The organism is Acidimicrobiia bacterium, assembly GCA_035651955.1.
Lineage (GTDB): Bacteria > Actinomycetota > Acidimicrobiia > IMCC26256 > JAMXLJ01 > JAMXLJ01.
The window spans coordinates 24,539-42,193 of the sequence record DASRES010000072.1; the positions used below are offsets into that span (position 1 = coordinate 24,539).

18 protein-coding genes and 1 tRNA gene are annotated in these 17,655 nt (G+C 71.8%); 11 read left to right on the forward strand and 8 right to left on the reverse strand.

From position 1 onward, the window contains the following. The first annotated feature begins 33 nt into the window (after positions 1-33). Genes VFC33_15770 through VFC33_15795 form a run of 6 tightly spaced genes read left to right on the forward strand, consistent with a single transcriptional unit; the run spans position 34 to position 5,266 of the window. Positions 34-1,044 (forward strand): MFS transporter, encoded by a 1,011-nt coding sequence (locus VFC33_15770; protein HZR14697.1) that lies wholly within the window; start codon positions 34-36, stop codon positions 1,042-1,044. After that, a complete protein-coding gene (locus VFC33_15775) occupies positions 1,041-3,320 on the forward strand; it encodes a molybdopterin oxidoreductase family protein (GenBank protein ID HZR14698.1) in 2,280 nt (759 codons plus the stop codon). Before VFC33_15770 ends, VFC33_15775 begins: the two co-directional genes overlap by 4 nt. After that, positions 3,317-3,880: a 4Fe-4S dicluster domain-containing protein gene (locus VFC33_15780; protein HZR14699.1), complete on the forward strand. Its 564-nt coding sequence runs from the start codon at positions 3,317-3,319 to the stop codon at positions 3,878-3,880. Before VFC33_15775 ends, VFC33_15780 begins: the two co-directional genes overlap by 4 nt. Then, positions 3,880-4,362, forward strand: coding sequence for a Rieske (2Fe-2S) protein (locus tag VFC33_15785; GenBank protein HZR14700.1), 483 nt, complete (start codon positions 3,880-3,882; stop codon positions 4,360-4,362). The genes VFC33_15780 and VFC33_15785 overlap by 1 nt, the downstream gene beginning before the upstream one ends. Continuing rightward, positions 4,359-4,652 carry a hypothetical protein gene (locus VFC33_15790; GenBank protein HZR14701.1) on the forward strand — a complete coding sequence of 98 codons (294 nt, stop codon included), beginning with the start codon at positions 4,359-4,361 and terminating at the stop codon, positions 4,650-4,652. The genes VFC33_15785 and VFC33_15790 overlap by 4 nt, the downstream gene beginning before the upstream one ends. 5 nt (positions 4,653-4,657) lie before the next feature. Next, positions 4,658-5,266, forward strand: coding sequence for an HPP family protein (locus tag VFC33_15795; protein HZR14702.1), 609 nt, complete (start codon positions 4,658-4,660; stop codon positions 5,264-5,266). Between the two features lie 9 nt (positions 5,267-5,275). On the opposite strand, the gene VFC33_15800 is transcribed toward VFC33_15795, so the two are convergent. Then, positions 5,276-5,734: a heme-binding domain-containing protein gene (locus VFC33_15800; GenBank protein ID HZR14703.1), complete on the reverse strand. Its 459-nt coding sequence runs from the start codon at positions 5,732-5,734 to the stop codon at positions 5,276-5,278. Between the two features lie 105 nt (positions 5,735-5,839). Between VFC33_15800 and VFC33_15805 the strand changes: the two genes are divergently transcribed. After that, on the forward strand, positions 5,840-6,034 hold the full coding sequence (locus VFC33_15805) for a hypothetical protein (protein HZR14704.1): 195 nt from the start codon (positions 5,840-5,842) through the stop codon (positions 6,032-6,034). A gap of 191 nt (positions 6,035-6,225) precedes the next feature. Here VFC33_15805 and VFC33_15810 read toward each other — a convergent pair whose 3' ends face one another. After that, on the reverse strand, positions 6,226-7,260 hold the full coding sequence (locus VFC33_15810) for an alpha/beta fold hydrolase (protein ID HZR14705.1): 1,035 nt from the start codon (positions 7,258-7,260) through the stop codon (positions 6,226-6,228). 83 nt (positions 7,261-7,343) lie between these two features. On the opposite strand from VFC33_15810, the gene VFC33_15815 reads away from it, so the two are divergent. Both VFC33_15815 and VFC33_15820 read left to right on the forward strand, forming a co-directional pair. Next, positions 7,344-8,390 carry a DUF2804 domain-containing protein gene (locus VFC33_15815; GenBank protein HZR14706.1) on the forward strand — a complete coding sequence of 349 codons (1,047 nt, stop codon included), beginning with the start codon at positions 7,344-7,346 and terminating at the stop codon, positions 8,388-8,390. Between the two features lie 74 nt (positions 8,391-8,464). After that, entirely contained in the window at positions 8,465-9,145 is a 681-nt protein-coding gene (locus VFC33_15820; protein HZR14707.1) for an O-methyltransferase, read from the forward strand. A gap of 699 nt (positions 9,146-9,844) precedes the next feature. Here VFC33_15820 and VFC33_15825 read toward each other — a convergent pair. The 4 genes from VFC33_15825 to VFC33_15840 all read right to left on the reverse strand — a co-directional run bounded on the left by VFC33_15825 (position 9,845) and on the right by VFC33_15840 (position 12,555). After that, a tRNA-Pro gene (locus VFC33_15825) sits at positions 9,845-9,922 on the reverse strand. A gap of 7 nt (positions 9,923-9,929) precedes the next feature. After that, positions 9,930-10,388, reverse strand: coding sequence for a response regulator (locus tag VFC33_15830; GenBank protein ID HZR14708.1), 459 nt, complete (start codon positions 10,386-10,388; stop codon positions 9,930-9,932). 11 nt (positions 10,389-10,399) lie between these two features. Beyond that, positions 10,400-11,605: an ArsA family ATPase gene (locus VFC33_15835; GenBank protein HZR14709.1), complete on the reverse strand. Its 1,206-nt coding sequence runs from the start codon at positions 11,603-11,605 to the stop codon at positions 10,400-10,402. After that, on the reverse strand, positions 11,602-12,555 hold the full coding sequence (locus VFC33_15840; protein ID HZR14710.1) for an ArsA-related P-loop ATPase: 954 nt from the start codon (positions 12,553-12,555) through the stop codon (positions 11,602-11,604). Before VFC33_15840 ends, VFC33_15835 begins: the two co-directional genes overlap by 4 nt. Before the next feature lie 67 nt (positions 12,556-12,622). Between VFC33_15840 and VFC33_15845 the strand changes: the two genes are divergently transcribed. Both VFC33_15845 and VFC33_15850 read left to right on the forward strand, forming a co-directional pair. Then, complete coding sequence (locus VFC33_15845) at positions 12,623-13,981, forward strand: NfeD family protein (protein HZR14711.1); 1,359 nt, start codon at positions 12,623-12,625, stop codon at positions 13,979-13,981. 112 nt (positions 13,982-14,093) lie between these two features. Beyond that, positions 14,094-14,357 carry a WhiB family transcriptional regulator gene (locus VFC33_15850; GenBank protein ID HZR14712.1) on the forward strand — a complete coding sequence of 88 codons (264 nt, stop codon included), beginning with the start codon at positions 14,094-14,096 and terminating at the stop codon, positions 14,355-14,357. Positions 14,358-14,381: 24 nt separating this feature from the next. On the opposite strand, the gene selB is transcribed toward VFC33_15850, so the two are convergent. Both selB and selA read right to left on the reverse strand, forming a co-directional pair. Then, on the reverse strand, positions 14,382-16,199 hold the full coding sequence (gene selB, locus VFC33_15855) for a selenocysteine-specific translation elongation factor (protein HZR14713.1): 1,818 nt from the start codon (positions 16,197-16,199) through the stop codon (positions 14,382-14,384). Next, positions 16,196-17,551, reverse strand: a complete 1,356-nt coding sequence (selA, locus tag VFC33_15860; protein ID HZR14714.1) for an L-seryl-tRNA(Sec) selenium transferase — start codon at positions 17,549-17,551, stop codon at positions 16,196-16,198. The genes selB and selA overlap by 4 nt, the downstream gene beginning before the upstream one ends. Positions 17,552-17,655 lie beyond the last annotated feature (104 nt).

Genomic DNA, 17,655 nt, shown 5'->3' on the forward strand with positions numbered 1-17,655 from the left:
CCTGCGCACCCGCCTCACGGACGCCACGTCGACGTGTCGGCGAGCATCGCCGGCGCGATCGCGGCCGTCGTCCTCGCGGTCCTGATCGTCCTCGGGAGCCGCAACCTCCGGAACTTCGACTCCGCGCTGATCGGCTACGCGACCGCGACGGTCTTTCTCGCGTTCGGCGCCGTGTACCGGTACGTCGTCTGGGTCAAGAGCCCGCCCGCTCGCCGCTATCTCGTGCGCGGCTGGCAGTCGTTCTTCTCGTTCCGCGCGTTCCGGCGCTTCCCGACGCTCGTCCCGCGCTCGCTCGTGTCGTACCTCTCGTTCCAGACGTTCATGGCGCGCCGCGGTGTGACGCGCTGGCTCGCGCACCAGGCGATCTTCTGGGGTGTGATCGGCGCGACGCTCATCACGTTCCCGCTCACGTTCGGCTGGATCTACTTCCGCTCGGAGAGCGCGACCGGGCCTCGGTACGTGATGCACGTCTGGGGGATCAGGTTCGGCACGTTCGACGCGCTCAGCGTGGGAGGATGGCTGATCTTCCACGCGCTCGACATCACCGCGGTCCTCGTCATCGCGGGCTGCCTCTACTTCCTGTGGCGCCGGTTCCACGACCGCGAGGCGTCGACCGGGCAGCGGCTCGGGTACGACTTCGTCCCGCTCGCCGCGCTGATCGCCATCTCCGTCACGGGTCTCGAGCTCACGTTCTCGAGCTCGCTCCTCGGTGGACGCGGCTACGAGTTCCTCGCGGTGCTGCACATGACGTGCGTCGTGCTGACGCTCGTGTTCATCCCGTTCGGGAAGTTCTTCCACGTGATCCAGCGGCCGGCGAGCGTCGGTGTCGAGGTCTACAAGCACGCGGCCGTCGAGCGCGAGGGGGTGTTCACGTGCCGGCGGTGCGGTGCGCCGCTCGAGGCGACCGAGTACGTGCACGATCTCGAGGCGACGATGCGCGAGCTCGGGCTCGACTTCGACGAGTGGATCGAGACCTGCCCGCGGTGCAAGCGCGTCGAGCGCGGCGCCGCCTACCTGCAGCGCGTGAAAGCGGGCTTCGAGTGACGCACTCGTTCCCGATCCTGCCGCCCGGCGTCGGCGACTTCCGTGAGGCGGGCGCGGAGCCCGCGGCCGGCTGGGAGGCGCCCGAGGGCGCCGAGCGCCAAGTTGCGACTCACTGCGCGTTCTGCGGCGTGCAGTGCGGGATGTACCTGCGCGTCGACGAGCGCGGGCGTGTCTTCGGCGTCGAGCCGCGCAACCACGAGATCAACCACCTCCGACTGTGCCCGAAGGGCGTGGTCGCCTACCAGCAGGTGAACCATCCCGACCGGCTGACCGCGCCGCTCGTGCGCGACCGGCGCGACGAGACGTTCCGCGCCGCGAGCTGGGACGTCGCGCTCGACCGCGTCGTCGACGCGATCGGCCGCATCCAGCACGAGCACGGGCGTGACGCGTTCGGCGTCATCTCCGGCGCCAGCCTCACGACGGAGAAGACGTACCTCGCCGGCAAGTTCGCGCGAGTCGCGTTGCGGTCACGTCACGTCGACTACAACGGACGGCTCTGCATGGTGTCGGCCGCGGCGGCGAACAAGCGTGCCTTCGGCACCGACCGGTCCGCGAACCCGTGGTCCGACATGCTCCTCACGCAGGCGATCATCGTCGCGGGCGCGAACGTCGGTGAATGCTTCCCGGTCGCGACGCAGTACTTCTGGGGCGCGCGCGACCGCGGCGCGAAGCTGATCACCGTCGACCCGCGCCGCACACCGCTCGCGCGAACGGCGGACGTGCACGTACCCGTGAAGTCGGGCACCGACGCCGCGTTCTTCAACGGCGTGCTGCACGTCGTCGTGCGCGAGGGCCTCGTCGACGAGGAGTTCGTCGCGACGCGCACGACGGGCTGGGAAGCGGTCCGCGACACGGTGAAGGGGTACACGCCCGAGCGCGTCGGTGAGATCTGCGGCGTCGACCCCGCGCTCGTCGAGCAGGTCGCGCTCATCTGGGGACGGGCTGAGCGCGCGATGGCATTCCACGCGCGCGGCATCGAGCACCACGTGCAGGGCGTCGACAACTGCACGTCGATCATCAACCTCGTGCTCGCGACAGGCCAGATCGGCCGCCCCGGCGCGGGGTACGGCACGCTGACGGGTCAGGGCAACGGGCAGGGCGGCCGCGAGCACGGCCAGAAGTCCGACATGCTCCCGGGCCTGCGCGACATCGAGAACCTCGAGCACCGAGCCGTCGTGTGCGAGCGGTGGGGGATCGACGAGCGCGACCTCCCGCACAAGGGAACGTCGTTCGTCGAGATGATGGGCCAGATGCGAACGGGCGAGATCCGCGGCGTCCTCGGCCTGTGCAACAACCCGCTCGTCGCGCTGCCGAACCGCGCGGCGACGTTCGCGGCGTACGAGGCGCTCGACTTCCACGTGCAGCTCGACTTCTTCCTGTCCGAGACGTGCCAGCGTGCGCACGTCGTCCTCCCGACGACCGCGTGGGCCGAGGACGAGGGGACGACGACCAACGCGGAAGGTCGGGTCGTCAAGATCAACAAGGCGACCGAGCCGCCCGGTGACGCGCGCCCCGACTGGTGGGTCCTGTGCGAGATCGCGCGCCGCCTCGGCGTCGGCGACAAGTTCGCGTTCGACACGCCGCGCGCGATCTGGGACGAGCTGCGCGTCGTCAGCAGCGGCGGCAAGGCCGACTACTACGGCATCACGTACGAGAAGATCGAAGAGACGGGCGGAGTGTTCTGGCCGTGCCCGACGCTCGACCACCCGGGCACGCCCCGCCTCTTCGAGCACGACTTCCCCACTGACGACGGCCGCGCGCACTTCGTCGCGGTGGAGTGGCACGAACCGGCCGAGCCGCCGGACGACGAGTACCCGATGCGTCTCACGACCGGTCGCACCGTCGCGCACTACCTGTCGGGCAACCAGACGCGCCGTCTCCCCGCGCTCGTGGAGCAGACACCGCGGCCGTGGGTCGAGGTGCACCCGTCACTGGGGTTCGCGAACGGCGAGCCCGTGCGCGTCGTCACGCGCCGGGGGAGCGCGACCTACCCCGCGCTCGTCACCGAGACGATCCGGCCGGACACCGCATTCGTCCCGTACCACTGGCCCGCGCCCGTCGCCGCGAACATCCTGACGATCGACGCGCTCGACCCGATCTCCAAGATCCCCGAGTACAAGGTGTGCGCGTGTCGCGTCGAGCACGGCGACGCGATCGATCCCGTCCCCGCGCCACCGGTCCCGCCGGGTGCGCACGCATACCCGGCCGAGACCACGCCACTGTCCGAGACGGCGCCGCCGACGATGCCGCAGGGCCGGGGGACGTCCGAGTCATGATGCAGCGCACGCTGTTCGTCGACCCCGGTCGCTGCATCGGGTGCCAGGCCTGCGTCGCCGGCTGCCGCGAGTGCGACTCGCACCGCGGCAAGTCGATGATCCATCTCGACTACATCGACGTCGGCCACACGACGGCCGCGATGCCGACCGTGTGCATGCACTGCGAGGACCCGATCGCGCCGTGCGCCGAAGTGTGTCCCGCCGACGCGATCCTCGTCACCGCGGACGGTGTCGTGCAGGAGGCTGCGAAGGAACGCTGCATCGCCTGCGCGAACTGCGTCCATGCGTGCCCCTTCGGCGTCCCGAAGATCGACATCGTCGAGAAGCTCCAGTACAAGTGCAACCTCTGCTACGACCGCACGTCACGCGGGCTCGGGCCGATGTGCGCGACGGTGTGCCCGACCGACGCGTTGTTCTACGGGACGCTCGAAGAGCTCGAGCGTGACCGGCCCGGCGCGACGGCCGTCGACGTCGTGAGCTTCGGCGACGCCACCGTGCGGACGGGGTGCGCCATCGTCGTGCCCAAGGAGTTCGCGGCGAACGTCCCGGGAGGATGTTGATGGCGCGCGACGACGCCTCTGTCGGTGCACTGCTCGACCGCATCCGCGAGGACGCGCGCGTCACGCGGCGCGACTACCTGCGCATCCTCGTCACGGTGTCGGGTGGCCTGCTCGTCGGGAGCGGCGTCGTCGCGGCCGGCGTGTTCCCGCGCCGCACCGCGCACAAGGGACGCGAGAAGCGGATCACGCGATCGCTCGCCCGCGGGCAGGCCGTCGCGTTCACGTATCCGACCGAGCACGATCCCGCGATCGCGATGCGGCTGAGCTCGGGAGAGGTCGTCGCGTACTCGTCGGTGTGCACCCACCTGTCGTGCGCGGTGCTGTGGCGCGAGGCGACCGGTGACCTGCGCTGCCCGTGCCACGACGGACGGTTCGACGCGCGCACCGGCCGCGTGCTCGCCGGTCCGCCGCCCCGCCCGCTCCCCAAGATCAGGGTCGAGGAGCGCCACGACGGCATCTGGGCCGTGGGGAGCGTCTCGTGAGCGAGGTGCCTGTTCCGAGCCGTTCGGAGCTGCGCGAGGCGCGACAGGCCCCACCGTCGACCGGACCCGGCCCCGGCGCGGGGTTCGACCGCGATCCGGGCCGGGCCGCGATCCTCAACGCGCGCATCGTCGTCGTCGCGACCGTCGTCGTCGGTCAGCTCTGGGCGCTCACCGTCGAGCTCGACGCGTGGTACCAGCACCGCATGCGCGAGGTGTGGCTGATCCTCGCGTTCCAGGCTGCATCGTTCGTCGTCGCGCTCGCGCTCTGGTACTTCGGGCACGAGAGGTAGTCCGCATGGCCGGGCCGCGGTACCCGATCGGCGGTCGCATGTCCGACGTCGTGCTCGGCGTGGCGCGGCGGTTGCGCCTTCCCGCGCTCGAGCAACGCCACAGCTCGACGCTCGTGCTCGGCATCTTCGCCGGCGTCAACGGTTTGATCTCGATCGGGCTGATGTCGCTGGCCGCGTTCGCGACGCAGGAACCGCTGGTGTTCCCGTCGCTCGGCCCGACCGCGTTCCTGCTCTTCTACACGCCGCACATCCCGTCGGCATGGCCGCGCAACACCATCTGTGGCCACCTGATCGGCGCGGGCGCGGGCTACCTCTCGCTGGTCGTGTTCGGCCTGACGAACACGCCGGCCGCGATCGCCCACGGCGTGAGCGGTCCGCGTGTCGGCGCGGCCGCGCTGTCACTCGGTCTCACCGCGCTGCTGATGGTGTGGTTCAAGGTGCCGCACCCGCCCGCGGGCGCGACCACGTTGATCGTCAGCCTCGGGGTGCTGACGACGTTGCCCCAACTCGGCGAGCTGATGCTCGCGGTGCTGTTGCTCGTCGGGCAGGGGATCGTGATCAACCGGCTCGCCGGTGTCGACTACCCGTTGTGGGCGGGACGCGGACCCGAGTGACCGGACGACCTACTGGCGCTCGTACCGGCCAGTGTCGTTGCCCGGGCCGAGCGTCGCCTGCAGGCCGGCTGCGAGCTGTTGGCGCTGCTGCGCGGTGAGCTTCGCGTCCGCGTGCAGTCCGAACCACGTGTAGTACGGCGGCGGCATGGAGCCCCGCAGCACAGCGCGCGCGGCGCGGTCACCGTCGTACTTGCCCGGTGCCCACTCCGAAAAGTTGAGGCGCGCGCGTCCCTCGCTGACGTGGTGGTTGATCCACCACGCGACCGGAGCGATGTTCTCGTACCAGGTACCGCGCGTCTGGTTGCTGTGACAGTCGAAGCACGCGGCGACCGCGAGCTGACGCGTCTGCGGTGAGCTCCACGGCGGTTCGTGACGCGTCTTCGGGTTGTGCACGCGGTATGGCACCAGCTGCGCCAGCCCGAATGCCACGGCCGCCAACAGCACGAGGCGGACGATCCATTTCAGCACGGCGTGACGGTACGCGCGGGCGGCGGGACGGCCCGCGATTCCGCATCGGCGCTTGACGCAACATTTACGGGGGGGTCGAACCCACCGCCCGACGTGGCGACGATCATGGCGACGTACGTGGCCACGAACCAGGTGCAGCCGGGCAAGCCGTTCCTGTTCGAGGCGGACGCCGCCGATCCCGGCTCGAACGACTACATGGTCGAGTTCGAGCAGGCGACTGACACGAGCACCCGACGTCTATGCCGAGCTCTGCACGGGTACGCGATTCGCGAGCCCGAGTCCGGACACGCCTGCGTGTGAGTACGACGACAGCACGACCACGCTGACGACGACCACGCACACCGAGGGCTGGTTCGTGTGGAACGGTCCCGCGGACTCGAGCTTCGCCATCCAGGTCTGCGCCGCGAGCTTCACGAAGCCCCGTGACGCCGTGGCCGGACGGCGGGAGCTGTCGCACCGAGACGTTCACCACGGTGTCGTCGTGAGCTCGTTCACGACCTCGTGTGCGACGCGAGGAACGTCCAGATGGTTAGGCTCGAGTCGAGGTTCTTGTACACGGCCGTGCCGCGCCGCGGCGGGGTGTGACCCATCCAGGCGTGGGGCGCGCCGTTCACCGTCATGAAGACGACGTCGGCGTCGTCCGCGCAGGACTGCCAGTGGTGCACGGTGACGTCGGGGTTGTGCACGTCCTTCGTGACGACGGGCTGCCGGGCGCAGCCATCGAGCTGCGCGATCGTGCGCACGCCGTCGATCGGCGGCGCGTAGTCGACGCCGCTGATCGCGTTCGGCCCCCGTCCGCCGTCGATCGGGATGTTCTGGTCCGCGGTGCCGTGGATGTGCAGGAGCGAGACGGGCTTCGTCGGCCGGCAGACGTTCGTCTCCAGTGACGTCGACTGCACGCCGACCGCCGCGATCTCGTCGGACAGCTCGCACGCGACGCGGTACGCGAGCATCCCGCCGTTCGAGTGCCCCACGACGTACACGCGTGCCGCGTCGATCGGGTACTGCGTCTTCAGCTTCGCGACGAGCAGGCGTACGAAGCCGACGTCGTCGACGTCGTTGCGCGCCGCCGCGCCGCAGCAGCCGCCGCCGTTCCACGTGCGCATCACCGCGCCGTTCGGACCGGCTCCGATCCCGTCCGGGTACACGACGACGAAGCGATTCGCCTCGGCGAGCCCGTCGAAGCCCGACGTGCGCTCGAACTGCAGCCCGGAGCCGAGGCCACCGTGGAGCGCGACGAGCAGCGGGACCTTCGGGCCGGATGTCGCGCCGGGCGCGACGGTCGACGGGACGTACACGTGGTAGGTGCGGTCGCGGCCGTCGGGTGTGCGCAGCGACGCGTGCAGGGTCTTCGCCTTCGGGGTCACCGCGGGGCGCACGGTCCCGTTGCCGACGGGCGGCGCGGTCGGTTGCGACGTCGTGGTCGCGTCGTGGCTCGTGGACGCGCTCGACGAGCAGGCGACCGCGACGATCGCGACGACCGCAACGGTGACCACGAGGAGGAAGGTCGGGCGGGCGAATGTCATGCGGCCATCCTCCGCGTCGAACGTCAGGAGATCTTGAAGCCGACGTTCGGAGGTCGTGCGGGCCGTCGGACAACATGGGCGCGATGTCCATTGGGACCGACGAGCCTGAGCTCACCGAACCGGTCGACCTCGCCACGCCGGACGGGCGCTCGCTCAACCCCGCCGCGCGTGGCTGGTCGCGCCGCCCGCTGCACCGGCCGAACCTCCGCGGCGTGTGGGGCCGGACGAAGCGGTGGGACTACTGGGCGATCCTCGCCGGCGACCTCGTCGTGTCGAGCGTGTACGCGGACGTCGACTACCTCGGCCTCGCGGACGTGTGGTGGGTCGATCTCGCGACCGGGACGACGGGCGGTCGCGTGATCACGGTCCCGGTCGCGCGCGGCATCGACGTTCCCGACGTCCCGGCGAGCGCGCCGCTGCGCACGCGACGGCGGGGGTTCGCTCTCGACGTGACCGACGACGCCGACGGGACGACGCGGTTGCACGCGACGTGGCGCGAGCGCGACGGCCGGGCCGGTCGTCTCGACGCGACCGTCGAGCTCCCGCGCGGTCACGAGTCGCTCAACGTCGTGATCCCGTGGAGCGCGACCCGCTTCCAGTACACGTCGAAGCACCAGGCCCGGCCCGCGCGCGGCGAGCTCGTCGTCGGCGAGCGCATGTGGAGGTTCGGCGACGACTCGGGCGTCGACGCGTGGGGCGTGCTCGACGTCGGACGCGGTCGGTGGCCCTACCGGACGCGCTGGAACTGGGGCGGCGGCGCGGGACGCGCGGGCGCGCACGGTCCGGTCGTCGGCTTGCAGCTCGGCGGCAAGTGGACCGAGGGCACCGGGTTCACCGAGAACGGCGTGCTCGTGGACGGGCGGCTGACGAAGCTCGGGCGCGAGCTGCGCTGGGACTACGACTGGCACGACCCGATGCGACCCTGGCGCGTCGACGACCCCGCGGGCCGGCTGTCCGTCCAACTCGCGCCACGGTTCGACAAGCACACGAGGATCCAGGCGTTGGTGTTGGGAACCGAGACGCACCAGGTGTTCGGCACATGGTCCGGCACGTTCGTCACCGACGACGGCGAGACGCTCACGTTCGACGCGCTCCAAGGCTTCGCCGAGGAATCCCGCTCCCGCTGGTGAGCGGCTTTGCGCTCCTACGACCTCGCTATGCGAGGTTCCAGGAGCACGAAGGCGATGGAGACCAAGATGTCGCCATGACCGCCGCGTGGACCGATGTCGACTCGTATCTCTGCGACATGCTGCTCGGCGAGGATCCCGTCCTCGCCCAGGTGCTCGCCGCCAACGCCGCGGCCGGTCTGCCGCCGATCGACGTCGCGGCGAACCAGGGCAAGCTGCTGATGCTGCTCGCCCGGCTCGGCCGCGTCCGCACGGTCCTCGAGATCGGGACGCTCGGCGGCTACAGCACCATCTGGCTCGCGCGCGGCGTCCCGCCCGACGGACACGTCGTCACGCTCGAGGCGAACCCGCGACATGCCGACGTCGCCCGCATGAACCTCGAGAGCGCGAATGTCTCCGCGCGGGTCGACGTGGTCGTCGGCCCTGCGCTCGACACGTTGCCGGCGCTCGTCGACAACGAGGCCGCGCCGTTCGACATGGTGTTCATCGACGCGGACAAGGTGAACAACGCGCGCTATCTCGACTGGGCGATCCGTCTCGGTCGACCCGGCACGTTGATCGTCTGCGACAACGTCGTGCGCAACGGCCGGGTCGTGGACGCGGACAGCGGCGACGACGCGATCACGGGGACCCGCGAGCTCTTCGACGTCCTCACCCGTGACGAGCGCGTCGATGCAACCGCCATTCAGACCGTCGGCACCAAGGGCTGGGACGGCTTCGCGCTCGCGCTCGTGGTCGACGATCAGGCGCGCTCGTAACTGCGTCGCCCGCCAGGCGTCACAGCACGTGCGATACGGCGAGGACGACCAGCCCGCCGACGGCGATCCACGCCTCGGGCACGTGGATGATCTTCTTCGTCACCGTCCGCATGACCGCCTCCGAACCCCCTCGCGCTTCGTCACGTCAGACGACGTACTGCGCGGCAACTCATCGGTCGTCCCGACGCGCGCCGCTCGAACAGCCGTCAAGACGCACAACCGACGGCGTCGCGCCGTTGTGTCGTGACAGTTGTCACGGCTCACCGCGACGCGCCGCGCGATTGCACGGCCCATCACGCCGCCGCCAGCCATCGGGTCCGCGTGACGACGTCAGTGCGACCGACCGAGGCGACGGAGGTCGCGTTGGAGCGTCCGCCGGAACCGTCGGATGATGTGCTCGTCGGGCGGGTCGTCGGCGATCGAGCGCCCGAACGCGCTCGCAACGCGGACCAACACAACGCAGGCGACCAACAGCTCCAGGCCGGGTGTCACGAGCCGGCCACTTCCCGTGACGAGGGCGACCGCGAGGATCACGACACTGGCGAGGAATGCACCATGCCGGCGCCGACCAACGCGGTCTCCCAGTCCGGCCTCTGGCGCTCGTGACGCACGGCGAAGGCGTACGACGGCGCCGAGAGGCGCTCCGCGACGGGAGCAAGCAATGTCTCGCTACCGCGCGCGACGCGCGCACCGTGAGGTTGGTCGGGATGCCGGGATTTGAACCCGGGACCTCAGCGTCCCGAACGCTGCGCGCTAACCAAACTGCGCTACATCCCGTGAAGGGTCAGGATTCTAGCGATCCTGCCGCGGCAGGCTCCGGGCCCGGCCACGCCGAGTCGCGACGGGTGCCCGACGCGGCCGCCTCCGCGAGCAGCCGCTTTGCCGTGCGGCGCAGCGTCCCCGCGTCGACCGGCTTCACCAGCTCGGCGTCCGCCTCGGCGCGCCGTGCGAGGAACGTGTCGGCCGCGCGATCGAGCAGCAGCAGGATCGGCACGTGCTCGAGACGGCCGGCCGCGGCCTCGAGGTGGAGGTCGATCGCGACCGCGATCCCACCCATGTTGCCGATCTGCATGTCGAGCACGACGAGGTCGGGCGGCGAGGCGGCGACCGCGGGGCGCACGTCGTACCCGCTCGTCACCTCGACGACGCGCTGTCCCCGCCCGACGAACGCGGCCCGAACCTGTGCCCGGACCCAGTCGGCGTCCGCTGCGACCAGGATCGTCGTCTCGTCACGCTCGGCCATGGACGGGCAGGCTACCCGCCGCCGTGCGACGGCCCGGTATCCCTCGGCGCGCCGGCCGCGGAAGCGGTCGCGCCGTCGAACAGCAGCCGGCCCACCTCGTGCAGCCCGTCGAAGTCGTGGACGTCGCCGGCGAGGAACGGCACGTACGCCACCGCGGCCGTTCCGACCCGTTCTCGCACGCCGCGCAGGTGACGGCTCTCGCGCTCCGCGATGTCGCCGAAGTCGGCGAGGTTGCCGTACAGGGCGCAGAGCCGCGCCGCGGCTCCGTCCGCGCCGTCGGCAGCGCGCGTCGCGAGCTCGACGGCCCGTGCCCGCAGTCCTTCCGGTTGCTCGTCACCGAAGTGCGGGTGCACGCGGTTGACGACGAGGACGTCGACGTCGATCCCCATCTCGTCGAGGCGCTCGGCGAAGAACTCCGCCTCTTCGACGGCGTCGCGCCGCGGTGTCGTCACGAGCACGAAGCGTGTCCCCGGGTCGGCCAGCAGCGCGACCACGTTCGCGGCTCGCTCGCGGAAACCCTGCTCCATGCCCTCGAACGCGCGGAAGAACGCGACGACGTCCTCGACGACCTCGCTGCCGACGACCTTCGAGATCGTGCGCAGGAACGTCTGCACGGCCACGCTCGCGACTCGCAGGTATGCGCGCGTCGGCATCATCAGCAGCCGGAAGATCCGGTTGTCGAGGAGGCGCGTCAGCCGGTGCGGTGCGTCGAGGAAGTCGAGCGCGTGCCGCGTCGGCGGCGTGTCGACGACGATCAGGTCGTAGCCGCCGTCCTCGTGCAGCTCGTGGAGCTTCTCCATCGCCATGTACTCCTGCGTGCCCGACAGCGCGCCGGAGACGTTCCGGTAGAAGCGGTTGTCGAGGATGCGAGCTGCCTGCTCGTCCGACTGCGCGTAGCGGGTGACGAGCGTGTCGAACGTCGACTTCGTGTCGAGCATGAGCGCCGACAGCCGCCCGCCCGCGACGGCATCGCCGTCGCGCGCCCACACCGCGCGGTCGATCTCGTGTGCCTCGTTCGACAGCTCCGACAGACCGAGCGCGTTCGCGAGCCGCTTCGCCGGGTCGATCGTGACGACGACCGTGTTCCGCCCTCGCCGCGCACCCTCCAGCGCGAGGACGGCTGCGCTCGTCGTCTTGCCGACACCACCGGTCCCGCAGCACACGACGATGTGACCGTGCTCGACGAGGTCGTCGAGCGAGTGGTCGCGACCGGTCATACGAGCGCGGTCGGGAGCGCCTCGACCCCGGCCGCGAGGTGCGCGCTCAAGAGGTCGAGCTCGGCGCGGCCGAGGTCCGCCGTGAACAGGAACGGCAGTCGCAGCTGCGGCAGCGGCAGCAGCTCGGCCAGCCGGTCCGCTTCGGCTCGCTGCAACGCCTGACGCCGGGTGCGGAACTCCGCGGCGCGCGCGAGGTCGTCGGCCTCACGCGCGGACACGAACACGTCGAGGGCGTCCGCGTCGCGGGCGATGTCGACGGGTGACGCATCGACGTCGAGCTCGGGATAGCAACCGTTCACCACCACCGGTCCGAGCTTCACGCCGACGCGGTCCTCGATCGCGAACGCGGTGTCGACGAGCTCGTTGACGGGGGTCTCCTCGGGGATCGTGACGAGCACGACCTGGCACCGCTGCGGATCCGAGAGCATCTCGATGACGTCCGCCGCCTGCTTGCGGATCGGTCCGACGCGCACGGCGTCGAGGAGCCCGCGCGGCGACAGGAGGAACGACACCGCGTGGCCGGCGGCGGGCGCGTCGATGAGGATGAGATCGGCGACGCGGTCCCGTTCCAGCTGCTTCACCTTGCCGAGCACGAGGATGTCCTTCATGCCGGGCACCGCGGTCGCGACGACGTCGAGCGCGCCGGAGCTCGACAGTCGGCGGCTGATGCGACGCAGGCCGTGGTCGCGCAGGTAGTCGAGCAAGGCCTGGTCCGGCGTCAGCGTGCGCGCGCGCACGCCGGGCGCGACGTGACACTCCTCGTACTCGAGCTGGTCGCACTCGAACATCGCGGGCAGTCCCGATTTGCCCTCGACCTCGATGATCAGCACGCTCATGCCCGCGCGTGCCGCGACGAGCGCGAGCGCGCCCGTCACGGTCGTCTTCCCGACGCCGCCCTTGCCCGCCACGATGACCGCCCGGGCGCTGGAGCAGAACTGCGCGAGCTCCATCGCCCCTCATGCTACGGGAGCCCCGATGGCCCGCCGACGCCGAACAGTGCTGGTCAGGCTGGTCGGCGTGGTCCTCCTGGCCGGTGCCGTGGCGGTCGCGGCGACGGGCGCGAGCACGACGAGCGCGTCCGCCGCGGACACGCAGTCCGGGCTGCGAGGCATCGACGTCGTCCAGGTGAACGGCCCGCTCGACCCCGTGAACGTGTCGCTGGTACGCGGCGTCATCCGCGAGGCGAACCGGAACCGCTCGACCCTGCTCGTCGTGCAGCTCGACTCGGGCGGGGTCCTCGACAGCGACGTCGCGCCCGTCGTGCGCGACATCCGCGCGTCCGGCGTGCCGATCGCGGTGTGGGTCGGCCCGTCCGGTTCGAACGTCCGTGGGGGCGCGGTCGAGCTCCTCGCGGCCGCGCCGATCGCGGCGGTGTCGCCCGGCTCGCACATCGGCCCGGCCTACCCCGTCTCGCTCGACCACCCACGCGCGGTGTCGCCGCCGGAGGTCGAGCGCGGGCTCTCGGACCTCGCGCGTGCAGCCGGTCGCGATCCCGCCGGCGTCGCGACCGCGACGCGCACGCGCCTCTCACCCGACGAGGCCAAGCGCGTGCACGCGGTGGACGACGTCGCGCCGACACTCGTCGCGCTGCTCGGCGATCTCGACGGGCGGACGGTCACGACGCCGACGGGTGCGCACCACCTCTCGCTGTCGAAGGTCGTGCACACGCACGAAGGACCGCGGCGCGAGCCCAACCAGTCGGTGCGCTTCCGCAAGCTCGGTCTCGGCCAGCAGGCGATCCACACGCTCAGCAGCTCGTCGGTCGCGTACTTCCTGTTCGTCGCGGGCCTCTCGCTGATGGTGTTCGAGTTCTTCACGATCGGCATCGGGCTCGCCGGTCTGGCGGGTGCGGGCGGGGTCGTCGGCGCGCTGATCGGGTTCTCGCATCTCCCCGTGCACTGGTGGGCGATCGTGCTGCTGTGCGTCGGCGTGCTCGGGTTCGCGATCGACGTCCAGGCGGGCGGACTGGGGTTCTGGACGTTCGCGGGTCTCGGCTCGCTCGTCGCCGGCTCGCTCACGCTCGTGGGTGGCGTGCGGCTCGATCCGCGCTGGTGGGTGGTCCTGATCGTGTGCGCCGGGACGACCGTGTTCATGCTCGCCGGCATGACCGCGGCGGTGCGGTCGCGGTTCTCGACGCCGACGGTCGGTCGCGAGGGGATGGTCGGCGAGACGGGTGACGCCGAGGTCGACGTCGACCCCGACGGCGTGGTCCGCATCCGCGGCGCGCTGTGGCGGGCGCGCACGAACCGCGCGACACCCATTCGCGCCGGTGACGCGGTCCGCGTGGTGGAGGTCCAGGGCCTCGTCCTCGAGGTCGAGCCCGAGTCGGGCGGCGCCCGCGACTACCGGCACGGGCGCCACGAGCGCGAGGGCTGAGCACGCCGCCGCCCCTCCGAAATTCACTCTTGTCGCCCGGTTGACCAGGGGATACGTTGCGCCCGGTCCCCACCTCGTGGGGATCTCCGGCTGGCGAACCGGAAGGGGGTCCGTGGGCGTCCGGTCGTCGTACGAGACGTGGCAGGTGCGCGCTGCGTGCCGCGGGCCGGGTGCGCCGCTGTTCTTCCCGCCGGCGCATCAGGAGCGCAAGGACGAGCGCGACGAGCGCGAGCAGCGCGCCAAGGCGATCTGCCGTGACTGCGGCGTGCGCCGGGAGTGCCTGGAGTACGCGATGTCGATCCGCGAGCTCCACGGCATCTGGGGCGGCCTGACCGAGGCGGAGCGCCGCTCGGCGCTGGCTCGCGAGGCCGGCTGAGGCGAGCGGCCCCGAGCCGGACGCTCAGCGACTGGTCTCGCCCCGCTGCCGCGCGACGGGCCCGAGGATCCGCTCGTCGCCGCGCCGGCGCGTGACGCCCTCCGCGTCGAGACGGTTCAGCAGCGGCAGCACGTACTTGCGCGTCGAGCCGAGCACGTCGCGGGCGTCCGCGACCGTGATCGCGCCGCGGCGCTCGATCGCGTCCACGACGAGCTCGCGCGCGCGGTCGAGCGCGGCGCTGGTGAAGAGGACACCGTCGAGGTCGACCGCGAGCCCGTCGCGGACGAGCGCTCGGGCGACCGCGGGCTCGACCCCGACCTCGGCGGCGGACGGCGGCGAGAACGCGGCGGCATCGAGCGCGGCGAGGAGCCGTTGCGCCTCGGGATCGTCCGACGCACTCCCGCGATGGCTCGTGTGACGGACCGCGCCCCGATCCAGGCTGAGCGTCTCCTCGGCCTCCACGACGAGCCGCGCGCGCTCGACGTCGAGGCCGAACGCGGCCGCGAACGCGTTGAGCTCGAGGCCGGGGTCGAGCGGATGCTCACGATGATGCGCGACGGCGAGCTCGACGGCTCGCTTGCGCAGCGTCGCCAGCTCGTCGGTCGCGACGATGTTCGTGCCGAGGCGCGTCGCGATGCCGTCGGCGACGAGCGTCTCGACGAGCACGTCGGCGTCGTGCGGCGAGAGTCCCGTCAGCGGGCCGCGTAGCTGGTCGAGCGGTAGCCACGGACGCGCCGCGAGGAGGCGCTCACCGAGGGGGAGCGCGAGGCGAGCGACGGCGTGACGCCAGCGGCCCACCGGCGCGACGTCGCGCACCTCCGCGCCGGCGACGGTCCGGCTGCTCCCGGGGTCGCGCAGCACGAGCCGGTCGCCGGGCGCGAGCGGCAGCTCCGACGGCAGCCTCAGCCGCGCGAAGCGCGCGTCGGCGCGCGTCGCGCGATACACGACCGTGTGCTCGCCCGAGCCCGCGTACGCCTGCAACCGCGCGCGCGGCGGAAGGTGCTCGTCGGGGAGCAACGACACCGCGACGTCGACGACCGTCGTCGGTCGCCACTGCTCCGCACGGACCACGGCGTCACCTCGCGCGAGCTGCGTGTGCTCGACGCCGGCCAGGTTGAGCGCGACACGAGTGCCTGGCCCGATGCGCGTGAGCTTCTGGTGGCGCGACTCGATCCCGCGGATCCGCACGCGTCGGTCGCCCGGCACGACCACGACCTCGTCGTCGACGGCCAGGGGGCCGCCGACCAGCGTCCCCGTCACGACCGTGCCCGCACCCTTCGCCGCGAAGACCCGGTCGATCCACAGTCGGGGCCGGTCGCGGTTCGTGACGGGCGGCGCGTCGGCGAGCACCGCGTCGAGCGCGGCGCGCAGGTCGTCCAGCCCGCGGCCCGAGCGCGAGTCGACCGCGACGACCGGTGCGCGCGCGAACGGCGTCGACGCGAGACGATCCTCGAGCTCGAGCTGCGCGAGCTCGAACGTCTCGTCGTCCACGACGTCGGCCTTCGTGAGCGCGACGACGCCGTGCTCGATCCCGAGCAGCTCGAGGATCCGCACGTGCTCCTCGCTCTGCGGCATCCAGCCCTCGTTCGCCGCGACGACGAGCACCGCGACGTCGACCGCGCCCACACCGGCGAGCATGTTCTTGATGAAGCGGACGTGACCGGGAACGTCGACGAAGGCGATCTCGGTCCCCGACGGGAGCGTCGTGAACGCGAAGCCGAGATCGATCGTGAGGCCGCGCGTCTTCTCCTCGGGGAAGCGGTCGGGATCCGTACCGGTGAGCGCGAGCACGAGCGACGACTTGCCGTGGTCGACGTGACCGGCGGTCGCGACGGTCCTCATCGCGTCCGTTCGCCGAGCGCGGCACGGAGCGCGTTCGTCAGCCGCGCATCGTCCGCAGGCGCCACCGCGCGCAGGTCGCACACCACGGCGTCGTCCTCGACGCGCGCGACGACGTCGAGGTCGCGCAGGACGCGCAACGTGTGGTCCGCGCTGGCGGACTCGACCGCGACGCCGGCCGACGGGATGGTCAGCCCCGGGAGCGATCCTCCACCCGCGGCTGCGCTCGTCTCGACGACCTTCGCCCCCGTCACGTCCGCGGCGATGCGCTCCGCGCGCGCTCGCAGCTCGCGCACCGGCACGGTCGCCATCCGCCACAACGGGATCGCGTCGCCACGCCCGTCGAGATACGCGGCCGCGACGGACTGCATCGCGGCGAGTGTCATCTTGTCGGCGCGGAACGCGCGCGCGAGCGGGTGACGGACGATCCGTGCGACGAGGTCGCCGCGACCGACGACGACACCGGCCTGCGGGCCGCCGAGCAGCTTGTCGCCCGAGAACGTGACCAGCGCGGCGCCGTCGTCGATCGCCTGACGTACACCGGGCTCGTCACCGAGCCAGGGAGGACGCGCGGGCAGCCACGGGGTCGTCGCGTCGAGCAGGCCGGAGCCTGCGTCGAACAACACCGGCGGTCCGAGCCGGGCGAGGTCGTGCACCGGCGTCGACTCGACGAAGCCGACCATCCGGTAGTTCGACGCGTGCACCTTCAGCACGAGCGCGACGTCGCCGTTCAGCGCCCGCTCGTAGTCTCCGACGCGGGTGCGGTTCGTCGTCCCGACCTCGACGAGGCGGCAGCCCGACTCGTTCATGATGTCCGGCACGCGGAACCCGCCGCCGATCTCGACCAGCTCGCCGCGTGAGACCACGACGGCGCGGTGCCGTGCGAGCGCCGCGAGCGACAGCAGCACCGCCGCGGCGTTGTTGTTCACGACCACGCCCGCCTCCGCCCCGACCGCCCGCGCGAGCAGCGCCCCGGCGTGGTCGTGACGCGAGCCGCGGCGTCCGTCCGCGAGGCGGTACTCCAGGTTCGAGTAGCCGGACGCGACGTCCTCGACCGCGTCGAGCGCGTCCTGGCCGAGCGGGGCGCGGCCGAGGTTCGTGTGCAACAGGACGCCCGTTGCGTTGAGAACGGGCCGCAGCAGCGTGCGCGACCGCTCCCCGGCGAGCGACCGAGCCCGGTCGACGACGTCCTCGAGCACGACCGGGTCACCGCGACCGACACGCTCGCGTGCCTCCGCGACGGCTGCGCGCGCCGCGTCGGTCACGAGCGTGCGCGGGATCCCGTCGGGTTCGAGCGCGGCGACGACCCGCTCCACCTGGGGAAGCGCGCGACGCGGGTCGTCGGGCTCGGCCATCGCAGCGAGCGTACGACGCACCGTCGATCGCGCGAGCCCGGCGGGGAATGCCGGCCGGGCCGGTAGACTGCCAGGGGTGAACGCCCGCGGTGCCGCACCGGCGT

Bases quoted from the DNA above. Each gene is read 5' to 3' on its own strand.
- VFC33_15820 (HZR14707.1), top strand. From the start codon at position 8,465: ATGACCGCCGCGTGGACCGATGTCGACTCGTATCTCTGCGACATGCTG.
- VFC33_15810 (HZR14705.1), bottom strand. From the start codon at position 7,260: ATGACATTCGCCCGCCCGACCTTCCTCCTCGTGGTCACCGTTGCGGTC.
- VFC33_15830 (HZR14708.1), bottom strand. From the start codon at position 10,388: ATGGCCGAGCGTGACGAGACGACGATCCTGGTCGCAGCGGACGCCGAC.
- VFC33_15815 (HZR14706.1), top strand. From the start codon at position 7,344: ATGTCCATTGGGACCGACGAGCCTGAGCTCACCGAACCGGTCGACCTC.
- VFC33_15805 (HZR14704.1), top strand. From the start codon at position 5,840: ATGGCGACGTACGTGGCCACGAACCAGGTGCAGCCGGGCAAGCCGTTC.
- VFC33_15795 (HZR14702.1), top strand. From the start codon at position 4,658: ATGGCCGGGCCGCGGTACCCGATCGGCGGTCGCATGTCCGACGTCGTG.
- VFC33_15835 (HZR14709.1), bottom strand. From the start codon at position 11,605: ATGACCGGTCGCGACCACTCGCTCGACGACCTCGTCGAGCACGGTCAC.
- VFC33_15780 (HZR14699.1), top strand. From the start codon at position 3,317: ATGATGCAGCGCACGCTGTTCGTCGACCCCGGTCGCTGCATCGGGTGC.
- VFC33_15785 (HZR14700.1), top strand. From the start codon at position 3,880: ATGGCGCGCGACGACGCCTCTGTCGGTGCACTGCTCGACCGCATCCGC.
- selA (HZR14714.1), bottom strand. From the start codon at position 17,551: ATGGCCGAGCCCGACGACCCGCGTCGCGCGCTTCCCCAGGTGGAGCGG.
- selB (HZR14713.1), bottom strand. From the start codon at position 16,199: ATGAGGACCGTCGCGACCGCCGGTCACGTCGACCACGGCAAGTCGTCG.
- VFC33_15840 (HZR14710.1), bottom strand. From the start codon at position 12,555: ATGGAGCTCGCGCAGTTCTGCTCCAGCGCCCGGGCGGTCATCGTGGCG.